General features: G+C 63.2%; 19 protein-coding genes. 8 read left to right on the forward strand and 11 right to left on the reverse strand.

Going from position 1 to position 20,770, the window contains the following annotated elements; genetic code table 11:
* Positions 1 to 56 precede the first annotated feature (56 nt).
* A complete protein-coding gene (locus BMX61_RS02805) occupies positions 57 to 2,369 on the reverse strand; it encodes an exopolysaccharide transport family protein (protein WP_075627876.1) in 2,313 nt (770 codons plus the stop codon).
* Between the two features lie 184 nt (positions 2,370 to 2,553).
* Between BMX61_RS02805 and BMX61_RS02810 the strand changes: the two genes are divergently transcribed.
* The 3 genes from BMX61_RS02810 to BMX61_RS02820 all read left to right on the forward strand — a co-directional run bounded on the left by BMX61_RS02810 (position 2,554) and on the right by BMX61_RS02820 (position 6,065).
* On the forward strand, positions 2,554 to 3,144 hold the full coding sequence (locus BMX61_RS02810; protein WP_075627683.1) for a polysaccharide biosynthesis/export family protein: 591 nt from the start codon (positions 2,554 to 2,556) through the stop codon (positions 3,142 to 3,144).
* Between the two features lie 4 nt (positions 3,145 to 3,148).
* Positions 3,149 to 4,318, forward strand: coding sequence for a glycosyltransferase family 4 protein (locus BMX61_RS02815; RefSeq protein WP_075627682.1), 1,170 nt, complete (start codon positions 3,149 to 3,151; stop codon positions 4,316 to 4,318).
* Positions 4,319 to 4,547: 229 nt separating this feature from the next.
* Positions 4,548 to 6,065: a helicase HerA domain-containing protein gene (locus BMX61_RS02820; protein WP_075627681.1), complete on the forward strand. Its 1,518-nt coding sequence runs from the start codon at positions 4,548 to 4,550 to the stop codon at positions 6,063 to 6,065.
* 150 nt (positions 6,066 to 6,215) lie between these two features.
* Here the strand turns inward: BMX61_RS02820 and BMX61_RS25285 are convergent, their stop codons facing one another.
* A complete protein-coding gene (locus BMX61_RS25285; RefSeq protein WP_267890852.1) occupies positions 6,216 to 6,341 on the reverse strand; it encodes a hypothetical protein in 126 nt (41 codons plus the stop codon).
* A gap of 833 nt (positions 6,342 to 7,174) precedes the next feature.
* Between BMX61_RS25285 and BMX61_RS02825 the strand changes: the two genes are divergently transcribed.
* Positions 7,175 to 8,101 (forward strand): alpha/beta hydrolase, encoded by a 927-nt coding sequence (locus tag BMX61_RS02825; protein WP_075627680.1) that lies wholly within the window; start codon positions 7,175 to 7,177, stop codon positions 8,099 to 8,101.
* Between the two features lie 42 nt (positions 8,102 to 8,143).
* Here the strand turns inward: BMX61_RS02825 and BMX61_RS02830 are convergent, their stop codons facing one another.
* Complete coding sequence (locus BMX61_RS02830; protein ID WP_075627679.1) at positions 8,144 to 8,761, reverse strand: hypothetical protein; 618 nt, start codon at positions 8,759 to 8,761, stop codon at positions 8,144 to 8,146.
* Positions 8,762 to 8,804: 43 nt separating this feature from the next.
* The gene (locus BMX61_RS02835; RefSeq protein ID WP_075627678.1) at positions 8,805 to 9,257 is read right to left on the reverse strand and encodes a DUF5680 domain-containing protein; all 453 of its coding nucleotides are present in this window, start codon (positions 9,255 to 9,257) and stop codon (positions 8,805 to 8,807) included.
* A gap of 329 nt (positions 9,258 to 9,586) precedes the next feature.
* On the opposite strand from BMX61_RS02835, the gene rpsD reads away from it, so the two are divergent.
* From rpsD to BMX61_RS02855, 4 genes are all read left to right on the forward strand, one after another.
* Complete coding sequence (rpsD, locus tag BMX61_RS02840) at positions 9,587 to 10,204, forward strand: 30S ribosomal protein S4 (protein ID WP_075627677.1); 618 nt, start codon at positions 9,587 to 9,589, stop codon at positions 10,202 to 10,204.
* A gap of 139 nt (positions 10,205 to 10,343) precedes the next feature.
* The gene (locus tag BMX61_RS02845; RefSeq protein WP_075627676.1) at positions 10,344 to 11,288 is read left to right on the forward strand and encodes a glutaminase; all 945 of its coding nucleotides are present in this window, start codon (positions 10,344 to 10,346) and stop codon (positions 11,286 to 11,288) included.
* Between the two features lie 156 nt (positions 11,289 to 11,444).
* Positions 11,445 to 12,323, forward strand: a complete 879-nt coding sequence (gene ttcA, locus BMX61_RS02850; RefSeq protein ID WP_083639434.1) for a tRNA 2-thiocytidine(32) synthetase TtcA — start codon at positions 11,445 to 11,447, stop codon at positions 12,321 to 12,323.
* Positions 12,320 to 13,144: an inositol monophosphatase family protein gene (locus BMX61_RS02855; RefSeq protein WP_075627675.1), complete on the forward strand. Its 825-nt coding sequence runs from the start codon at positions 12,320 to 12,322 to the stop codon at positions 13,142 to 13,144. Before ttcA ends, BMX61_RS02855 begins: the two co-directional genes overlap by 4 nt.
* A gap of 67 nt (positions 13,145 to 13,211) precedes the next feature.
* Here the strand turns inward: BMX61_RS02855 and BMX61_RS02860 are convergent, their stop codons facing one another.
* From BMX61_RS02860 to purL, 7 genes are all read right to left on the reverse strand, one after another.
* Positions 13,212 to 14,495, reverse strand: a complete 1,284-nt coding sequence (locus BMX61_RS02860; RefSeq protein WP_075627674.1) for a multidrug effflux MFS transporter — start codon at positions 14,493 to 14,495, stop codon at positions 13,212 to 13,214.
* Between the two features lie 260 nt (positions 14,496 to 14,755).
* Positions 14,756 to 15,991, reverse strand: a complete 1,236-nt coding sequence (locus BMX61_RS02865) for a multidrug effflux MFS transporter (RefSeq protein WP_075627673.1) — start codon at positions 15,989 to 15,991, stop codon at positions 14,756 to 14,758.
* 568 nt (positions 15,992 to 16,559) lie between these two features.
* Positions 16,560 to 16,895, reverse strand: coding sequence for a Grx4 family monothiol glutaredoxin (gene grxD, locus BMX61_RS02875; RefSeq protein ID WP_075627671.1), 336 nt, complete (start codon positions 16,893 to 16,895; stop codon positions 16,560 to 16,562).
* 151 nt (positions 16,896 to 17,046) lie between these two features.
* Positions 17,047 to 17,271, reverse strand: coding sequence for a hypothetical protein (locus tag BMX61_RS02880; protein WP_075627670.1), 225 nt, complete (start codon positions 17,269 to 17,271; stop codon positions 17,047 to 17,049).
* 5 nt (positions 17,272 to 17,276) lie between these two features.
* Positions 17,277 to 17,510 (reverse strand): BolA family protein, encoded by a 234-nt coding sequence (locus tag BMX61_RS02885; protein ID WP_075627669.1) that lies wholly within the window; start codon positions 17,508 to 17,510, stop codon positions 17,277 to 17,279.
* Positions 17,511 to 17,717: 207 nt separating this feature from the next.
* Positions 17,718 to 18,491, reverse strand: coding sequence for a membrane-anchored protein (locus tag BMX61_RS02890; RefSeq protein WP_234794577.1), 774 nt, complete (start codon positions 18,489 to 18,491; stop codon positions 17,718 to 17,720).
* A 3-nt stretch (positions 18,492 to 18,494) separates the two neighbouring features.
* On the reverse strand, positions 18,495 to 20,717 hold the full coding sequence (gene purL / locus BMX61_RS02895; RefSeq protein ID WP_075627667.1) for a phosphoribosylformylglycinamidine synthase subunit PurL: 2,223 nt from the start codon (positions 20,715 to 20,717) through the stop codon (positions 18,495 to 18,497).
* Positions 20,718 to 20,770: the final 53 nt, after the last annotated feature.

Here is a 20,770-nt window from a genome sequence, read left to right on the forward strand (position 1 = left end):
AGCGCTTCAGCCCATTTGGCGCGAACAAAGTTCCCCGCGGTGAAGCCGCTCTCAGCTCAAATCTGGTGGCGCTGCGCCTCGTCGATGTTCTGTTGCGGCATGGAGACCTTGGACAGGAGGGCGGCGTCCTCATAGCCCGCCGCCGACAGGGCTTCGAGCGTGGCCACCAGCCGGTCCTCTTCGGCCTCCGCCAGGCAGATGAGAACGCGCGTCCGTTCGACCCGTGTCAGCCGGGCGAGGGTTGTCGGGTCGGCGTCGCCACAGTCGATCAACACGATCTCATAGGCGCTGGCGAGCGCGTCGATGATCATCGTCAGGCGTTCCGCGCCCTTCAATGCCTTTTCCGGATCGGCCTGACCCTGGGGAATGATGTGAGCGTCGGAGAGCTGATCGGCATGGATGGTTTCGCCAAAGGCGACGCTGGCCGTCAGCAGATCGGTGATCCCAGGATGTTCGCCGGGGATCATCAGGCGTGAGGGCAGGGCAGCCCCGCTCAGATCCACTAGAACCGTGCGCCGGTCCGAGTCGGCGAGATAGCGCGCCAGCGCAACGGTCGCGGCAGAGCCTGCCTCGCCGCCCGGCGACAGGCAGACGGCGACGGCCACCTGATCCTCGAGAAGCCTTGCGGCGACATCGTCCATGCGATCCGAAAGCGGATCGGCAGCTGGCATCTCGTCGTCTGCGGCAGCGAAAGCGGTCGCCTCGTGCCGTGTTGATTTGTCCGACAGCTGTCCGTCGTCGATGTCGAGCGCGGCCATTTCAGCCATCAAGGCATCCGAGGCTGTCGTGTCGTCACGCACCTCCTTGTGTGCCGAGGGGACGGATGTCTCAGCAACTGCGGCCGGCTGCATGGTGTCGCCGGCCGGAGCTTCCTCTTCCGCGCGATCGGCAAGGTCCGGCGTTGCGTTCCGTTCGGCCGCCAGCGGCATAGCCACAGGCCGCACGGTCGGCCGGCCCGGCGCGCGGCGGCCGGTCGGGCGGAGCGCACGTCCGCTGAAGAGTTCGGCCAGCAGAACGAACAGCGTCGTCAGCAGGAGTGTGCCGAGGCCGGCGACCAGCGTGATCGGGATGATCTTGGGGAAGATCGGTTCACTCGGCTCGACCGCGCTTGAGATGATCCGCGCATCGGCCGGCGTGGCGTTGGAGGAAACGCGCGAGGCAGCCTCGCGATAGCGCGCGAGATAGGTTTCGAGAAGCTGGCGCTGAGCGGTCGCCTCGCGCTCCAGCGCGCGCAGGTCCACTTCATCCTCTCCGGCCTTGGCCGAATTGGCTTTCAGCGTATTCAGTTGTCGCGTCAGCTCCTGTTCGCGCAGGGCGGCGACCTGGGCATCATTGTCGAGGCCTTGCAGCACCTTGCGTGTCTCGTCGCGCATCTGCTCACGCACGCCCTGAAGCTGCGCCTTCAGGCCCTTTAGCCTCGGATGACCGTCGAGCAGGGTAATGGAGAGATCGGCGATCTGGCGCTGAAGCTGGGCTTGCGTCTCGCTGAGGCGCTGCATGGCAGGCGAGCCGGCCACTTCGTTGAGCGTGGCCGCATCGCGCCCGCTCTTGATCGCGGCGCGCACGCCCTCCGCGCGCGCCTGCGCATTAGCCCGCTCCGCGCGAATGCGGGCGAGTTCGGTCGAGAGATCGGTAAGCTGCCGCGTGGCGAAGGTGCTGTTTTCCCCCGTTGGCAGCAGATCGCTCTTAGACCTGTAGTCGGCCACCTTCTGCTCGGCCGCGCGCACCTTTTCGCGCAGATTGGCGATTTCGGGCTCCAGCCAGCGGCTGGCCTCGGTGTTGGAGTCAATCTTGGCGCCGCTTTGCAGCGAAAGATAGACGCGCGCCATCTCGTTCGGGATCTCGGCTGCGAGCGCGCGATCCTTAGAGGTGAACTGCACGCCGATGACGCGTGATTTCTCCACCTGATAGACCTGCAGCTTCTCCTGGAAGGCCTTGAGAACACGCTCTTCCGGCGGCACATCCAAAGGGTTCTTCTTCAGGTGCAGCAGGACAAGCAGGTTAGAAACGGTGGAGGGCTCGGCAGTCGGGTCGAATTCCTTGCGCTCGTGAAGTTTCAGGTTTCGCGCCACCTGCTTGATCAGATCGACCGATTGCAGCACTTGGACCTGGCTGACGATCGCCAGGTCGTCGAAGGCTTGGCCATTTGCACCGCCGGTCGCCTGACGTGATGAGAAATCGGGCTCACGCGATTCGATCAAAAGCCGTGTTTCGCCCTGATAGGAGGGAGACAGCATGCTGGCGCCGGCAAAGGCGAGCGCCGAGACGATAACGGTCGCCGCCAGGATGCGCCAGCGGCGGCGCCAGAGCGCGGCGGACAGGGCGCTTAGGTCGATATCGACATCGGCGGCGCTGCGTTCGGCGGACATGGTCATCGGAGTCTCCTTCCGCCGAAAAGGTAAACAAACAGAGTAACTCAAATCTTAACGTTTGGGTGCGCACGCCAGAAACTGACAGCTTTTCCAGTCGTCTTAACGACGCATTAACCCTAACGGACCGATAAGGATGGCTGTGAAGACGAAACGCGCGTCCCGAAGACGGAGAGACACGAGGATGGTCCTGAGCTCGATCGAACGCCGCGCGCCGGCGCGGATCCTGGCGGCTGCGCTAGCCTTGGTCTGTCTCGCTCTCTCTGCCTGCACGTCCTATGCGCCGCCGCCGCAGGCCTTTCACGACGCCATCATCCAGCCTTACCGCGTCGACAGCGGCGACCGCCTGCGCATCACCGTGTTCGAACAGGCAGGGCTGACGGGCACCTACTCGGTCGATCAGGCCGGCTATATCACCTTCCCGCTCGTCGGCGCCGTGCCGGCTCGCGGTCATACCTTGCCTGAACTCGAAAAGACCATCGCTGGAAAGCTGCGCGGCGGCTATCTGCGCGATCCGGACGTGACGATCGAGGTCGATCGCTACCGTTCCGTCTTCATCATGGGCGAGGTGGGGCAGGCGGGGCAATATTCCTACGTGCCGGGCATGACCGTGCAGAACGCCATCGCTGTGGCCGGCGGATTCACCCCGCGCGCCGACCAGAAGCAGGTGGACGTGACCCGCAAGGTCAATGGCAAGATCGTCACCGGCAGCGTTCCGATCACCGATCCCGTTCTGGCCGGCGATACGATCTATGTCCGCGAACGGCTTTTCTGAGCGAATGCCAGACGAACGGCCGTTGCGGATCATCCACTGCTTTCGCTCGCCTGTCGGCGGCATCTTCCGCCATGTGCGCGATCTCGTCCTGGCCCATGCAGCCCAGGGGCATCAGGTGGGGCTTCTCTGCGATTCCACAACGGGCGGCGACTTCGAGACCGCTTTGTTCGAGGCGCTGAAACCGCATCTGGCGCTCGGTCTGGTCCGGCTGCCGATCAGGCGCGCCGTCAGCCCGTCCGATGCGGCCACGCTCTGGCGCAGCCTGCGCGAGATCGGTGCCCTGAAACCGGATATTCTGCACGGTCACGGGGCCAAGGGCGGCGTGCTGTCGCGCCTGGCGGGCACGGCGCTGCGCCTGCGCGGGCAGCCGATCGTTCGCCTGTATTCGCCTCATGGCGGCAGCCTGCACTACGATCCGGCGACGCTGTCGGGAAAAGCCGTGTTCAGCGTGGAGCGATTGCAGGAATCGCTCACCGACTGCCTCGTTTTCGTCTGCGATTTCGAGCGCCGGACCTATGAGCGAAAAGTCGGCCAGCCATGCGGACGGGCCGAGCGCATCTATAATGGCATTGCCGATAGTGAGTTCGAGCCGGTGCCGCCTTGGCCCGGTGCGGCGGATTTTCTCTATATCGGCATGCTGCGCGACCTGAAGGGCCCCGATCTCTTCGTCGAGGCTTTCGCCCGCACCGAGCGGCGTCTGGGCGAACCGCTGACCGGCATGATGATCGGCGACGGGCCGCAGCGCGATGCCTATGCGCGGATGATCCTGGAAAGCGGTCTCGCCCAACGCATCGAAATGATGCCGGCCATGCCGGCGCGCGAGGCCTTTGCACTCGCGCATGCCGTCGTGCTGCCCTCTCGCGCGGAATCGCTGCCTTATGTGGCGCTGGAAGCGTTGGCCGCACGCAAGCCCATCATTGCCGCCAATGTCGGCGGCATTCCGGAAATCCTCGGCAGCCAGAGCCCAGCCCTGGCCCGCTCGAACGATGCGGAATCCTTGAGCGATATCATGACGGCGGCCATCACCGAGCCCGGCTGGGCAGACCGCGCCATGCCAAACGCCGAGACTTTCCGTCGGCGCTTCTCGGCCTCCACGATGGCGGCGGACATGATGGCGCTCTACCGCGATCTTCTCGCAAGCCGCCGCTTGAAGGGAAGCTCTCGCACGGCGTGATGCGTATCGCGCCACCAGCGCCTTTCCCGGCGCTGGATCTGTTCTAGCGCATGGTCCAGCCTGCTTAAGACGCCGGCGCTGGCCATCGACCCTCATCTCCCCGCAGAAGCCTGTGGGTTATCGATGCCCGGCCTCGGCAGGCGAGGCACGGGCGTGCTAGGCTTCCTCTTTGCCTGAGGCTGGCGCGGCAGCCCGTTTCAGGTGGCTTGGCGTTGAGGACGAGGATCGCATGAAGGTCGGCATCGACATGGGCTTGGGCCCGGACGGCGCGTCGGTTCCCATGGATATCGAGGAGCTGCTGGCAACCCGTCTTCTGGTCCAGGGCAATTCCGGCTCCGGCAAATCGCACCTCCTGCGTCGTCTCCTGGAACAGTCCGCGCCTTGGGTGCAGCAATGCGTCATAGATCCTGAAGGCGACTTCGTGACGCTAGCCGACAAATACGGCCACGTCGTCATCGAAGGCGAGCGCACCGATGGCGAACTGATCGGCATTGCGAACCGCATCCGCCAGCATCGCGTCTCCTGCGTGCTGTCGCTGGAAGGGCTCGATATCGAGCAGCAGATGCGCACGGCCGGCATTTTCCTCAACGCGTTGTTCGATGCCGATCGGGACTATTGGTATTCGATGCTGGTGGTCGTCGACGAGGCGCAGCTTTTCGCGCCGTCGGTCGGCAGTGATGTGTCGGAAGAGGCGCGCAAGCTCTCGCTCGGCGCGATGACCAATCTGATGTGCCGTGGCCGCAAGCGCGGGCTCGCCGGCGTCATCGCCACACAGCGGCTGGCGAAGCTTGCCAAGAACGTCGCGGCCGAAGCCTCGAATTTCCTGATGGGCCGCACCTTTCTCGACATCGACATGCAGCGCGCCGCCGATCTCTTAGGCATGGACCGCAGGACGGCCGAAATGTTTCGCGACCTGAAGCGCGGGACCTTCGTCGCGCTCGGCCCGGCCGTCTCACGCCGGCCGCTGAAGGTCTCGATCGGCCCGGTGGAAACCTCGGCCCGCTCGACCAGCCCCAAGCTGACGCCGCTGCCGGATGTCAGCGAGAATGTCGAGGACCTGATCTTCACGCCGGATGCGGATGAGTTGGTCCGGCCGATCCCGCGCCGCCCTGCGGCCGCTCCGCGCCCGACCACGGAAATCCTGGCTGAACTGTCGAAGCCGCGACCGGAGCTGACGCCGGCGCCGCAGGCGGCCAGTGCCCGGCCGGCCCAGCCCGAGCTTTCGCCTGAAGAGCGTGATGCCCTGATGGATCAGATCCTCGAGGAAATCCTCGACAATCCCAATGCCGCCTATCGGCCTGACGGCGAGCTATTCCAGGATTTTCTGGTGCGCTGCCGGATCCGCCGTGTGCCGGGTGCCGCCCTCTCGCTCCAGGCCTTCCGCCGGAAAATGGCGATTGCCCGCTCCGGCGTGGATGTCGAAACGGCTGCCGGTGCGGGCTGGGCCGTGGCGCTCGATCTGTCGCGGCAGGTGACGGAGGATCTCCAGGGCGTTTTCCTGCTGGTGGCGCAGGCGGCGTTGCGTGGTTTGCCGTGCCCGTCGGATGCGATGATCGCACGCGCCTATGGCACCCATTCCGCTCGCCGGGCCCGCCGCCTGCTCGGCTATTTCGAGGAACAGGGCTTGGTGGTGCTGCACAGCGACCCCTTCGGTCGCCGGATCGTTGCTTTTCCGGATCTTCAGGCGGAGACCGCACCGGGCGCCGCCGATGCTCCGGCCGACGAGGCGCGCGCTGCGGCGGAGTAAGGGTCGTCCAGCCGGTTCAACGCATTGTCGCGCACGAAGGACACAGCCAAGCGTGGCGATTACGCGGGTCATGTGATGATGACCCCGACTTGCCTTGTTCAAGGCCGCAGGCGATCCTCAACGGCGTAAATTCGGATGACAGCGGCTCTTTCAGCGCCGGCCGAACAGACGGCGCGTTGGGGCGACCTGGCGTACTTCTTCAGGCACGGACGGCGCAAAGACAAAGGGCCCGGCAACCAGAATCATCGCCGTGGCGGTGATAAGCGTCTGCAACATCAACTTTGCCTCCTGACGTCCGGCTCATCGCACAATGCGTATGCACCAGACGGAACCGATAATGGGACGACTGCCGAGCGAGCGACCCGCGCGACAATCGAGTGGTCCAGAACGAAACCCTACTGACCCAAATGCAAACAAGGCATGACTGGATCCCGCAAAGTTTGAGCTTTATGCGGAAAACTTGACCGAGGCTGATCAGCTGTCAGATCTTGCCACCTGCCTGAATCCTTCGGCTCCCATCAGAAGCAAGGTCACCTCACGCAGATGTGTGCAGCGAATCGTGTGGGCAGTGAGTAAGAGACGCCAGCGGAAGCGACGTTGCCGGAAAAACCGGCTGGACCCACGGCGCTGATGCCCTTGTGTCATCATGGCGATTGAGCCGGATGATAGGACGCTGGCATCCCTGAAACACGGGATGGTGGATCGAGCCATTTGCTCATAAGCTAGCCCTCCATAAGGGCTTCCGGGCTGGCATGAAGTGGTTTTTCAGAGAGCATGCAAAAACTGACATATGTGATGGTCAAGGCTTGCTGCGCGGATCCGCGCTGTGGCTTTGCCGGATGCGTATGGAACCAAAGCCATTGATCGCGACCAGCAGCGTGGATGTCGGCCGAGGCTAACGTTCCTTGCTGGCGGCTGAATGGCTAAGTTTATCGGGGACGCGAAGACGGAAAGCTGCTTGGCCGGGAGGGGGCATGGTGGCTTTGTGGCGCGGCACCGGTCGGGGATGACGACGGTCCGGATGCACGGCATTCGGGCGTCTGTCGCAAAGTATGTGGCATGCGGCCGGGCGATGTGATGCCCGTCAAAGTCGCTTCAGGGGGCGTTGAATGATTGGACGTCGAGACTTTCTCTCGGTGCTGGCAGCGGGCATGATGGCGCCGCATCTGGCGCGTGCGGCAACAGGCGGTGCGACCTTGCCGCTCTGGCCGGATATGCCGCCGGGCGGCGGCGGCCCGACTGGACCGACCGAAATCAGGCCGGCCGGAAACTATTTCAACGTGTCCGTTCCTACGCTCGATATTTATCGCCCCCCGCGGCCGAATGGCAGCGCCGTGCTGATCGCGGCCGGCGGGGGCTACAAGACGATTTCCAATGGCTGGGAAGGCAAGGGCGCGGCGAACTGGTTCAACGCACGCGGGGTCACCGCCTTCGTGCTGACCTATCGCCTGCCCGGCGAGGGCTGGAATGCCGGACCGCTCGCTCCGCTTCAGGATGCCCAGCGCGCCATGCGGCTCATCCGGTCGAATGCCGGCCGCTGGGAACTGGATCCGCAGCGCATCGGCTCCATCGGCTTTTCGGCCGGCGGGCACCTCATCGGCATGACGGCCACGCGCTCGTCCTTCCGCGCCTATCAGCCAGTCGACGGCATGGATACGCTTTCGGCCCGGCCGGACTGGGCCGTGCTTGCCTATCCCGTGATCACCATGCGCCTGCCCTATGGCAAGTCCATGTCGCGCAAGATCCTGATCGGCCCCGAGGCGGATCAGGATCTGGTCAAGGCCTGGTCGGTCGAAACCTATGTCGGGCCCGACTGCCCGCCGCTCTTCATGATCGACGCGCTCGACGATCCGGTCATCAATCCGCAAAACGGTGTGATCATGGCCGAGGCCTGCCAGAAGGCCGGGGTTAAGGCGGAGTTGATCCGGCTCGAAGCCGGCGGCCATGGTTTCGGCATGGGCAAGCTCGGCAGCCCCACGGCGAACTGGCCGGTGAAGCTCGAGGCCTGGCTAAGGCTGCAGGGCGCCATTTCCTGATGAAAGGTATGTGGCCGCTCTCTACGGTTTGAAAAACCGGTCTCACGGCCGAAGAGGTGGAAAGCCGCGATAGCTCTCCTCATGCGCACCGGCGTGGTTTGCCATGCCGGGCCGGGTCAGCAGCCCGCGCGGCCTGGCAAAGCTGGTGATGCGCCGTGCCGGCGCCTCATGCCAGCCAATATTGAAGGCCCAGAGCTTGGGGAAGAATTCCAGGCTCGAATAGGGCAGGTGGTCGTGGATCCACCAGGCCAGCCTTTGCCAGTCTCCCTCCGCCTGGTGGCGATCCCACACCCAGGGAACGACGATGCAGGCCATAGCGCCCTTATGCCCTCGTGCATCCTTCCTGTCCCAGACATGGCCGGCGGCGCTCGCCGCGTTCGAGGCGCAGTTCAGGCCGTTGAGATTGCCGAACGCGTTGACCTCGGGCGAACGATAGCCAGAGCGGATGTGCAGCCGCCCGAAGCTACGCTGCAGCGGCTCGAGAAGGTCTCGACAGAGCCGCGATCCGGTCTCGATGGCGAGGTCGGGATCATCAGGAATATTGGCGAAGCCGTGGAGGCTCGCAATCTCGGAATGAAGAAAGTCGCGCAGGAAGAAGCTGTCCGACAGCCGCACACGGCCGAGCTCCTTGAGACCGCGCGTTGATTTCGGCTTGCGCAAGGAAGCCTCCTTTGCCCGAATGTCATCTCGGCGGGTAGGGCGGTCAGTCCAGGATCATGCCGCCGTGATAGTCGAGACGATAGGCGATCTGTCCCGCCCGCTCTATTCGTTCGACGCCCCGGAAGCTGCGGTGGTCGCCTTCGCTCTCGTCGATATAGTCATAGGGCGCGACCGCCAGACGGAATCCGCCGAGGAAGCGTCCCTCGCGATAAAGCGCGGACAGCGCCGTCTGGATGATGCCGCCCGCAACCGTCCCGTCGATCAGCGTCGGCAAGAGAATGCGGCCGTAATAGTTCATCGCCCAGATCGGCTTGTCCTCGAACCAGACGCATTCCTGTCCAAGAAAATCGGTTCCGCCGAAATAGCTGTCGAGATAGCGCCAGGGGCCGCTTTCAAAGCCAAGATCATGAGAGCCAGGGCGCGTGGATGGCGCGGAGCCGCCGCCGCCGACATAGCAGGCTGCCTTCGCCGCGACGATAAAGGCTGGGAGATCCATCGGTGAATCCGAACATAAAGTGATTATAAGCAGAACATAAAAGGACATGCTGGTGCCGGCAAGCGGATTTTGCAGCCGCTCGGCATGACGATGTATCGAGAACAGGCTTGTCCGAAGTCTGCACAGTTGACATTTCGATGACGCCGCCTTAATGACCGCCGTGAGCACCGGGCCGAAACGCCCGGTGTTTTCTTTGACATGTCCCGTGGAGTCTCCGGTCGCACCGAGACACCTGTCAGAAGCCCGCGAGAGCGGGTTTAAGAGGAGGGCGTGTTTCCTGATAAAGCGGCCGGCGCTCTCGCGTCCGGCGATAACAAGAGGAAATACGGATGAGCAAGCGCGCATCGTCCAAGTATAAAATCGATCGCCGCATGGGCGAGAACATCTGGGGCCGTCCTAAGTCCCCGGTGAACCGCCGCGAATACGGCCCGGGCCAGCACGGCCAGCGTCGTAAGTCCAAGCTTTCCGACTTCGGTGTGCAGCTGCGCGCCAAGCAGAAGCTCAAGGGCTATTATGGCGATATCCGCGAGAAGCAGTTCCGCGCGATCTATGACGAAGCCAACCGCCGCAAGGGCGATACCTCGGAAAACCTGATCGGCCTGCTCGAATCGCGCCTGGACGCCATCGTCTATCGCGCCAAGTTCGTGCCGACCGTCTGGGCTTCCCGCCAGTTCGTCAACCACGGCCACGTCACGGTTAACGGCGTCCGCGTCAACATCGGTTCTTACCGTTGCAAGCCCGGCGACGTTATCGAAGTGCGCCAGAAGTCGAAGCAGCTCGTGACCGTTCTGGAAGCGGTTCAGCTCGCCGAGCGCGATGTTCCCGATTACATCGAAGTCGATCACAACAAGATGGTCGCCACCTTCGCGCGCGTTCCGAGCCTGGCCGATGTTCCCTATGCGGTCGTCATGGAACCGAACCTGGTCGTCGAATTCTATTCACGTTGATCTCTTGCACTTCGCACTTGCGAAGTCGCGAAAAGCCGCTCAGGAATGGGCGGCTTTTTTTATTGCCCGTTTCGCCTGGTCCGCCCTTGTTTGCTCACGACCGGCCGAAAACCGCGCTGGACGATAGCAGGGAGACAGGATGCCGGACACTCAACCGCTCGACCTGCAGGCCATCCTTCAGGAGATCCATGCCAAGCTGGAGCCACGCTTAGGCGAAGGCAAGGTGGCCGATTACATCCCGCCGCTCGCCCGCATCGATCCGCGAAAATTCGGCATGGCGGTCGTGACCATCGATGGCCAGACGGCAATGGTGGGCGATGCGCTGGAGCCCTTTTCGATCCAGAGCATTTCCAAGGTCTTCACGCTGACGCTGGCGCTTGGCAAGCATGGCGAAAACATCTGGAAGCGCGTCGGGCGCGAGCCTTCGGGCTCGGCCTTCAACTCGATCGTCCAGCTGGAGCAGGAAGGCGGAAAGCCGCGCAATCCCTTTATCAATGCCGGTGCCATCACCATCAGCGACCTGATCCTGGCCGGCCACACGCCGCGCGAGGTGATCGGCGAGATCGTTCGCTTCATGCGCTATCTTGCCAATGACGACGAGATCGTCATCGATCCCGCCGTGGCGCGCTCGGAAGAGGCAACCGGCTTCCGCAACGCGGCGCTTGCCAATTTCATGCGCGCCTTCGGGCGGCTCGATCACCCGGTCGAGCATGTGCTGGGCGTCTATTTCCATCACTGCGCTATTGCCATGAACTGCGTGCAACTGGCCCGCGCTGGGCTGTTTCTCGCCAATGCGGGTGTCGCGCCGCTCTCCGGCCATACGGTGGTGTCGCGCGAGCGGGCCAAGCGCATTAACGCGCTGATGCTCACTTGCGGCCATTATGATGGCTCCGGCGATTTCGCCTATCACGTCGGCCTGCCCGGCAAGAGCGGGGTCGGCGGCGGCATTCTCGTGGTCGCACCCGGCAAAGCCTCGATTGCCGTCTGGTCGCCGGGGCTCAACCAGAATGGCAATTCGCTGCTGGGGTCTCTGGCGCTGGACATGCTGGCACATCGCACGGGGTGGTCCGTCTTCGGCGCATGAGGCGATGCCTGCCGTTTTCGCTTGATCTTGCCGGCCAATCGGGGCAAGCCGCTGGCAATCCTGGGCGAGGCCGATGGCGCGCGCCCAAACATGCCCTCAAGGGTGCGGCATCCCGATGGGACTGCCGCCGGCCCGATGATCCGGATGTGATCGCTTATGGATGCTCATTCCCTTGACCGCGACAGCGCGCCGGTGCTTGACGGCGAGCCGCTTGCCGCGGATCAGCCTGCCATCTTCGCTGGCATGCCAACGTCCGTGTCGTTCAACAAGCTGCGCAAGCGCCTCCTGCGCCAGGTTCGCCAGGCGATTGAGGATTTCGGCATGCTGGAGCGGCAAAGCCGTTGGCTTGTCGGCCTTTCCGGCGGCAAGGACAGCTACAGCCTGCTGGCCTTGTTGCTCGATCTTAAATGGCGGGGTCTCCTGCCGGTCGAACTGATCGCCTGCAATCTCGATCAGGGGCAGCCGAACTTCCCCAAGCATATTCTTCCCGAATATCTTGCCTCCATCGGCGTGGCCCATCGCATCGAATATCGCGACACCTATTCGATCGTGAAGGAGAAGGTGCCAGAAGGCGGGACCTATTGTGCGCTCTGTTCGCGCCTGCGGCGCGGCAATCTCTATCGCATCGCACGGGAAGAGGGCTGCGATGCGCTCGTGCTCGGCCATCACCGCGAAGATATTCTCGAAACCTTTTTCATGAACCTCTTCCATGGCGGACGTCTGGCCGCCATGCCGCCCAAGCTCTTGAACGACGAGGGTGACCTCATGGTGCTGCGCCCGCTTGCCTATGCGGCGGAAGAGGATCTGGCGAAATTCGCCGCCGCCATGCAGTTTCCCATCATCCCTTGCGATCTCTGCGGCTCCCAGGATGGGCTGGAGCGCAACGCGATGAAGGCGATGTTGTCGGATTTCGAGCGGCGGATGCCCGGCCGCAAGGACCGGATGCTGCGGGCGCTCGGCCATGTGAACCCGTCGCATCTGATGGATCCCAAGCTTTTCGACTTCAAATCCCTTTTCACGGAGCCTTCCGCATGACCACCGAGATCGACATCGCCGCGCTTGCCGCCCTGCTGCAGGAGGCGGCGAATGCCGAGATCCTGCCGCGCTTTCGCAATCTCGGTGCGGGCGACATCCGCGCCAAGAGCGAGGCGATCGATCTTGTGACCGAAGCGGATGAGGCGGCCGAGCGCCTGATCAAGGCGCGCATGGAAACCATTCTGCCGGGTGCGCTTTTCGTCGGCGAGGAATCGACAGCCGCCGACCCCTCGCTCTTGCAGAAGCTGGGTGAAGCGGATCTGGCTGTGATCGTCGACCCGATCGACGGAACCTATAATTATGCTGCCGGCATGCCGCTTTTCGGCGTCATGGCCAGTGTGGTTGCCAAGGGCCAGACCGTGGCCGGCATTATTTACGATCCGCTCGGCAATGACTGGGTGATCGCCGAAAAGGGCTCCGGCGCCTGGATGTGCAAGCCTGACGGCAGCCAGGAGAAGCTGGCCGTTTCGCCCGCCCCGGCACTGGAAGACATGGTCGGCTGCGCCTCGACCGGCTTCTATCCGCCGGAGACGCGCGCGCTGATCATGGGCAAGATGGCCCAGGTGCGGGTGGCTGCCAGCTATCGCTGCGCCGCGCATGAGTATCGCACGCTCGCTGCGGGTTTCCTGCACTTCCTGATGTATCAGAAGCTGATGCCCTGGGATCATCTGGCTGGCTGCCTGATCGCCGAGGAGGCTGGTGCCTATGTCGCTCGCTTCGACGGCGCGCCCTATCGCCCGACCGATCTCGCCGGCGGGCTGCTGGTCGCCAGCGACCGACAGGCCTGGACGGAGCTGCGCGAGAAGGTCTTCGTGGCCTGATCCAAGACCATTGTGGGATCGTCGAAAAGGCCGGGTTGCGCGTCGTGCAGCCCGGCGTTTTTGTTTCTTACATATGGCCGGCAGCCGGGTCGAGCGCCGTCTCGTCACCAGGATGGGTGAAGAGTTGGCCGCGCTCGGCCCAGAGCACGGCCACCAGGCTGACGGCGCCAAAGACGGCAAAGCCGCCGAAGAGCGGCTGCACGGTGCCATTGAACATCTGGCCGATGGTGCCGCCGAGAATGGCGCCGCCGGTGGTGGAGACGAAGCCGGTGATGGCGGTGGCCGTCCCGGCAATATGACCCATCGGCTCCAGACTGATGGCGGTGAAATTTGTCGCCACCACCGCGAACATCATCAGAAGCAGGGTCAGGCCGAGATAGGTGATCAGGAATGGCGGCTTGCCACCCAGCGACAGCAGGAAAATCAGGGCTGCCAGAATGGTGAAGCCGATCATTCCCGCATGCGAGATCCGCCGCATGCCGAAGCGGCGCACGAATTGGCCATTGCCGAAATTCGCCAGTGCAATGCCCGAGCCGGTGCCGGCAAAGGCGAGAGGCAACCAGTCGCCCAGCCCATAGACCGTCCCGAACACCTGCTGCACGGTGACGATGAAGGCGCAGATCACGCCGGTGAACAAGGTCAGCGCGATCATGTAGCCGCAGGTGATGCGGTTGGTCAGAACGGTGGAGAAGCCGCTGACCACCGACGCCAAGGACAGTGGCTGGCGCTCGGCCTGAGGCAGGCTTTCGCGCATGCGCAGTGCTGCCCAGAGAAACAGGATGGCACCGACACCGCCCAGCAGCACGAAGATCCATGACCAGTCTCCGAAAAACAGCACCGCCTGACCCAGCGAGGGCGCGATGATCGGAACCAGCATGAAGACGATCATGATATAGGACATGACCCGCGCCATCTCGCGCCCACCGAAGCAATCGCGGGTGATGGCAGTCGTGCAGATGCGCACCGCTGCCCCGCCAATACCCTGGCAGAAGCGCAGGATCAAAAGCGCGGTGAAGCTCTCGGTCCAGGCGGCGCCCAGCATGGCGACGGTGAAGATTGCCAAGCCAGCGAGAAGCACACGCCGCCGGCCGAAGGCATCCGCCAGGCTGCCGAAGAAGAGCTGCGACAGGCCGAAGCCGAAGAAGAAGACGGCGATGACCAGCTGCGCATCGTTTTCCTTTTCGACATGCAGCGCACTGGCAATGTGGGGCAGGGCCGGCAGCATGCTGTCGATGGCAAAGGAAATGCTCGCCGTCATCAGCGCCATGGTGATGACGAATTCGCTGAAGCCGAGGCCGATGCGGGCCGAGCCCTCATCCACGGCCGGGCCGGACTTCGTTTGCGCTGTCATGAAAATGTCCTCCGGACGAAGTCCGCCAGCGGCCATGCACCCGAAGGGCGGCGCGCAGGCGGATCGGGTCAATATGATCGATCGAAATAATGTGCGCGCCCGATGGAACGACGGGCGCGTGATGGCAGACGATGCGGGTCTCCCCGTCCAGCGGTCTTGTACCGCGCAGCCGGCCTGAGCTCCTTGGCCATTCACCGAGGCCCCCGACAATGGAGGCTTCGTGCACGGCCTGGGATTCCGACCTGGCTCGCGACGGCGCTTTAGGCCTTGTTCTGGTGCGGCTGCATCAGCTTGCCCCGCTCGGCAATCAGCACCATCACCAGGCCGGCCAGACCGACGATGAGGAAGCTGAAGGCCAGCGGCGTTCCCGTACCATCGAAGGCTTGGCCGATCAGCGCTCCAAGGACCCCTCCGATGACCGTCTGTGTGAAGCCGAGGACGGAGGAGGCTGTGCCTGCCACGTGGCCCAACGGTTCCATGGCCATGGCGTTGAAGTTGGGGCCGATCAGCCCGAACTGGAACATGGCGAGCGCATAGAACACCGCGAAGAGCCAGAAGGGGACATAGCCGAGGAACGAGAACAAGGCCCAGGCGGCAGAGACAAGACAGAAGCCGATCAGGGCCGCATGCGACAGACGACGCATGCCGAAGCGCTGCACAAGCCGCGAATTGGTGAAGGAAGAGACTGCCATCAAGCCTGCGAAACCGGCAAAGGTCAAGGGGAAATAGACGCCGAGACCATAGACGCCGACCAGCAGCTGCTGCGCCGAATTGATGAAGCCGAACAGGCCGCCGAAGATGAACGCGATCGCCAGCGCATAGAGAAACGACACGCGATTGCCGAGCACGATGGCAAAGGCCGTGCCGATCGAGCGGAGCGTGAATGGCCGGCGGTTTTCCGGATCAAGGGTTTCCGGCACATGCAGGAAGAAGAGCGAGGCCACCAGCAGCCCGAAGAGGAAGATGAAAACGAAGATCAGGTGCCATTCGCCAAAGAGCATGATGAGCTGGCCGATGCTGGGCGCAATCACCGGGATGACCATGAAGACCATCATCACCAGCGACATGATCTCCGCCATCATCCGCCCGCCATAGACGTCCCTGACGATGGAGACCGTGATGACGCGCGACGCCGAAGCGCCAACACCCTGCATGAAACGAAGGGCCAGCATCATGCCGAAGCTGGGCACGAACACGATGGCGAGCGCGCAGGCACAGTAAAGGGCAAGGCCCGCCAGAAGCGGCGTGCGGCGGCCGAAGCGATCCGACAAAGGCCCGAAGATCAGCTGAGCAAAGCCCATGCCGATCATATAGGTTGAGATCACCAGCTGCCGCGTGTTCTCATCCGTGACCCCGAGGCTGGAGCCGATCTCCTGCAGCCCCGGCAACATGATGTCGATCGATATCGCATTGATGGACATGAGCATTGCCATCAGGGCGACGAATTGGTTCTTGGATAAGGTGGGAAGCGGCGCTGCCTCTGACGTTGTGGTCATGCTTGTCTATCCATCCATCCCGCATCGTTCACGGCGCATTGCAAGCCGTATGTCCGTACCCGATGCACGGCTGATGCCAGTCAAAAATCCAATCCCACAAGCGCTGCAAGGGCAAAAGACTGCCTCATGCGCTATGCAAGGACGCACAGCGCAGCCTCGCGGAGAACCAAAGCCGGTCTTGCAAGTCTTGCGGCGACGTCGTCAGCGCAGCGATCATTCCGGCAACGAGCTCTACGCGAATCCGTTCCCTGAGCAGAGACATGCCGCCAACCGACGCGGCGGACCGGCCGATCGCACCTCTTTTGCCCATTCTTGTATAACCGCAGGATGACAGGCGAAGAGCAAGAAAGATTGCCACCCGTCACGACGTGACAGGCCCCTCATTATCTGCTTCGCACTCATAATCGAGAGGCTGTTGCTTCGGCAATTGCAGAAAATCGCCGATCACGGAAGCTTGACGCGTACCGTGTCTCCCAGCCTAAAAACGCAAAAAGGCGGTGGCCCGCCTTTTTCATGTGCTTGATCGATGACCGGATCATCTGGAGTTCCGGCATGCCTCGAATGAGGTTCAGGCCGCGCCGCGCACGGTCACACCCTGCTCTTGCAGCAAGGTCTGCAGTTCGCCTGCCTGAAACATTTCGCGCACGATGTCGCAACCGCCGACGAATTCGCCCTTCACATAGAGCTGCGGAATCGTTGGCCAGCTTGCATAGTCCTTGATGCCCTGGCGCAGATCCGCATCGGCCAGAACATTGACGCCCTTATAGTCGACACCGATATAGTCGAGAATCTGCACGACCTGACCGGAGAAACCGCACTGCGGAAACTGCGGCGTGCCCTTCATGAAGAGGACGACGTCGTTGGTCTTGACTTCATTGTCGATGAATTCGTGAATTCCGCTCATGGTCTCATGTCCTTCTGGCACCCGAGGTCAAGGATCGGGGCTTTGTCCTTGGTTTAAATAGCATGGGCCTGCCGGCTTTTCATCCCGAACCGGCAAAGAATTTGTCTACGGGGCAGCCGAAAGCAGGCTTCGCGCGCTTTGTCGCGGACCGTCACAGGCTACGCTGCTTGCTGCGCGCCGCCGCGGTCCGGCGCTTGCTGACCTGCTTGCGCGCCTTGACGCGCTTGGGCGAGGGGCTCGGCTTGAAGCGGCCGTCGGGATCGCGCGCCTGACGTTTTCCGCGCCGTGTTGCGCGTTTGATTCCCGCCTTCTTCAAAACTTCGGACAGCGCGGCGGAGACCACGCTCTTGACCAGGCTTTCGACGATGCCCGCCATGTCGCTCACTCCGGCGCGGAGGTTTGCAGCGCCAGCGCGTGCAGCACGCCGCCCATATTGCCCTGCAAGGCCTTGTAGACCATCTGGTGCTGCTGAACACGGCTCTTGCCGCGAAAGGCCTCGGCCACGACTTCCGCCGCGTAATGGTCGCCATCCCCTGCCAGATCGCGGATGGTGACGCTGGCACCAGGAATGCCGGCCTTGATCATGTCTTCGATTTCACCTGGGGACATCGGCATTGGGCATTTTCCTTCATCTGGAGCATAGCCGCATGGGAGCGAGACAGCCCGCCACGGACCATGTTCCCATTATCGTCTCTCGAAACGCCATGCCCGTTCGCTTGTACCAGGATGGCGCTCCGTGCTTCTGCGTATCGAACATGATCGGGTCGAGCCTGGCGCCTGACGCCAGAGACCGTTTCCCCCGTTCCGTCGGACGCGCTCACTTCAGGCCGGCCGGGCCATGCTCTGACCGGTCCAAAGCGGCAGGCCGGTTTTTTCGGCCACATGCCTGTCGGCGGTGAAAACCGGAAAGCCGCGCGCGACCAGTTCGGCCAGTATTTTGGCATCCGTGCCCGAATGCAAGCGTTCGAGCTTCAGATCATTGTAGACATGCCCGGCCGAGCCCGGATCGATGCCGGTGATGATCACCGCGGAGGCGCCATTGGCGAGCGCGTAGAAGACGGCTGTAAGCCCGTTCGAGAATTTCGATTCGTTGTCGGCCTCGGGGATCAGGCGGCCGAGCACGTCATGCGCCAACCGGCTGCGCTGATACTGATCGATAGTCTCCAGCCGATCATAGCGATAATCGAAGGCGGCAAGGCCTTCTTTCAGCCGGGCGAGATCTTTCGGCCAGCGAATGACATAAAGCGTACCGCAGCGCTCGCCTGTCAGCACCCGGCGCACGGCGACAGCCCGTTCGCCGGTGCCTTCGACCTGATTGAACTGCATGAAGGTGACGTCGGGCGCATCCACGCCCCAGGGCTTGATAGCGCCTTGCGACCCGTTGATGGCGATGACACGGAAAGTGTCCGAAAACCCCTCTGGTCGGGTTGAAACGGGCGCGGAGCCGACCACCACGACTGGGCCAGAAAACGGTACCACTTCACGAGGCGCCTGCGGGTTCTTTCTGGCATAGCGCCTGCGGTAGCGCCAGGCGCGGCGGGCGCGGTTCAACCGCGCCCACCAGTCAAGTGCCGTGCCGAGCAGGTCCCCCGGCACCGATCAGGCAGCCGTGCCGTTCATGAAGGCCGGGAACCAGCCCTCATGGGCGGAGACCAATGCTTCCACCGCCAGTGGCCGGGCAGTGCCGAGTTTCAGTGTTTCCCCGCCCGTGCGGCCGATGGCGGTCAGGGCAATGACTTGTTCCCCGGCGCGCGCCTTCACGGTCGCGACATCGCCTTCGCGTAGCGTCAGCACATAGCGGCCCTGATCCTCGCCGAAGAAGGCGGCGATCGGGTCCTGACCCTCGGGTGTGGATATGGTTGCGCCGATGCCTGACGCCATGGCCATTTCCGCCAGCGCCAGCGCCAGCCCCCCGGAGGAGCAGTCGTGCACGGCGGTCGCCAGGCCCTCCGTGATCAGCGCGCGGACGAAATCGCCGACCTTGCGCTCATGCGCGAGATCGACATGCGGCGCCTGGCCTTCCGCCCGGCCGTGAACATCGCGCAGATAGGCCGACTGACCGAGATGGGTGCCCCATCCCGCCGGCGCTCCGGCGAGCAGGATGGTTTCGCCCTGGGCCGCGAAACGGACACGCGCCGTGCGCTTCCAGTCCTTGATCAAGCCGACGCCGCCAATGGTGGGTGTCGGCAGGATGCCTTGTCCATTGGTTTCGTTGTAAAGCGAGACATTGCCTGAAACGATCGGGAAATCGAGCGCCGTGCAGGCCTCGCCAATGCCTTTGATGGCATGAACCAGCTGGCTCATGATATCGGGACGCTCGGGATTGCCGAAGTTCAGATTGTCGGTGGCCGCCAGCGGAAGGGCGCCTGTCGCCGTCAGGTTACGCCAGCATTCGGCAACCGCCTGCTTGCCGCCCTCATAGGCATCGGCCTCGACATAGCGCGGCGTCACGTCGGAGGAGAAGGCGAGCGCCTTGGAGGGATGGCCGTCGACGCGCACGACGCCGGCATCGCCACCCGGCACCTGCAGCGAATTGCCCTGGATCAGCGTGTCATACTGCTCCCACACCCAGCGGCGCGAGGAGTTGTTGGCCGAGCCGACGAGCTTCAGCAGCGCCTCGACGATGTCGGCCTGCGGCACATCGTCCGCGGCTAGGGGCGCGGCGACCTTGGCCGGCGTCCAGGGACGGTCATATTCCGGAGCCTCGTCGCCAAGTTCCTTGATCGGCAGGTTCGCCACTTCCTCGCCCTGATGCAGGATGCGGAAGCGCAGATCGTCGGTCGTCTTGCCGACGATGGCGAAGTCGAGACCCCATTTGACGAAAATCGCCTTGGCTTCCTCTTCCTTCTCCGGCTTCAATACCATGAGCATGCGCTCCTGGCTTTCCGACAGCATCATCTCATAGGCCGTCATGCGCTCTTCGCGCACCGGCACCTTGTCGAGATCGAGCTCGATGCCGAGATCGCCCTTGGCGCCCATCTCGACGGCCGAGCAGGTGAGGCCGGCCGCGCCCATATCCTGAATGGCGATGACGGCGCCCGTGGCCATCAATTCCAGACAGGCTTCCAGCAGGCATTTTTCGGTGAAGGGATCGCCGACCTGCACGGTCGGACGCTTCTCTTCGATCTGCTCGTCGAATTCGGCCGAGGCCATGGTGGCGCCACCGACGCCATCGCGCCCGGTCTTGGCGCCGAGATAGACGACGGGCAGGCCGACGCCCTCGGCCTTGGAGTAGAAGATCGCATCGCTCTTGGCGAGGCCGGCCGCGAAGGCATTGACCAGGATATTGCCATTATAGCGGGCGTCGAACTCGACCTCGCCGCCGACGGTCGGTACGCCGAAGGAATTGCCATAGCCGCCGACGCCGGCCACCACGCCAGAAACCAGATGGCGGGTCTTGGGATGATCCGGCGCGCCGAAGCGCAGCGCGTTCATCGCCGCCACCGGCCGCGCGCCCATGGTGAAGACGTCGCGCAGAATGCCGCCGACGCCGGTCGCAGCACCTTGATAGGGCTCGATATAGGAGGGGTGGTTGTGGCTCTCCATCTTGAAGACCACGCAGTCGCCATCGTCGATATCGACCACGCCGGCATTTTCGCCCGGGCCCTGAATGACACGTGGCCCTTTGGTCGGCAGCGTGCGCAGCCACTTCTTCGACGACTTGTAGGAGCAATGCTCGTTCCACATGGCCGAGAAGATGCCAAGCTCCGTAAAGCTCGGCACTCGTCCGATCAGGTCGAGAATGCGCTGATATTCGTCCGGCTTCAGGCCATGCGAGGCGATCAGTTCGGGCGTGATGGCGATGTCGTTGGGAAGGGTCATGGAGCGGCGGATCCGGTCAAGGCGAGAATTCGCCCTCTCCATAAAGGATTAGC

It is taken from the genome of Xaviernesmea oryzae (genome assembly GCF_900109605.1).
Classification (GTDB): domain Bacteria; phylum Pseudomonadota; class Alphaproteobacteria; order Rhizobiales; family Rhizobiaceae; genus Xaviernesmea; species Xaviernesmea oryzae.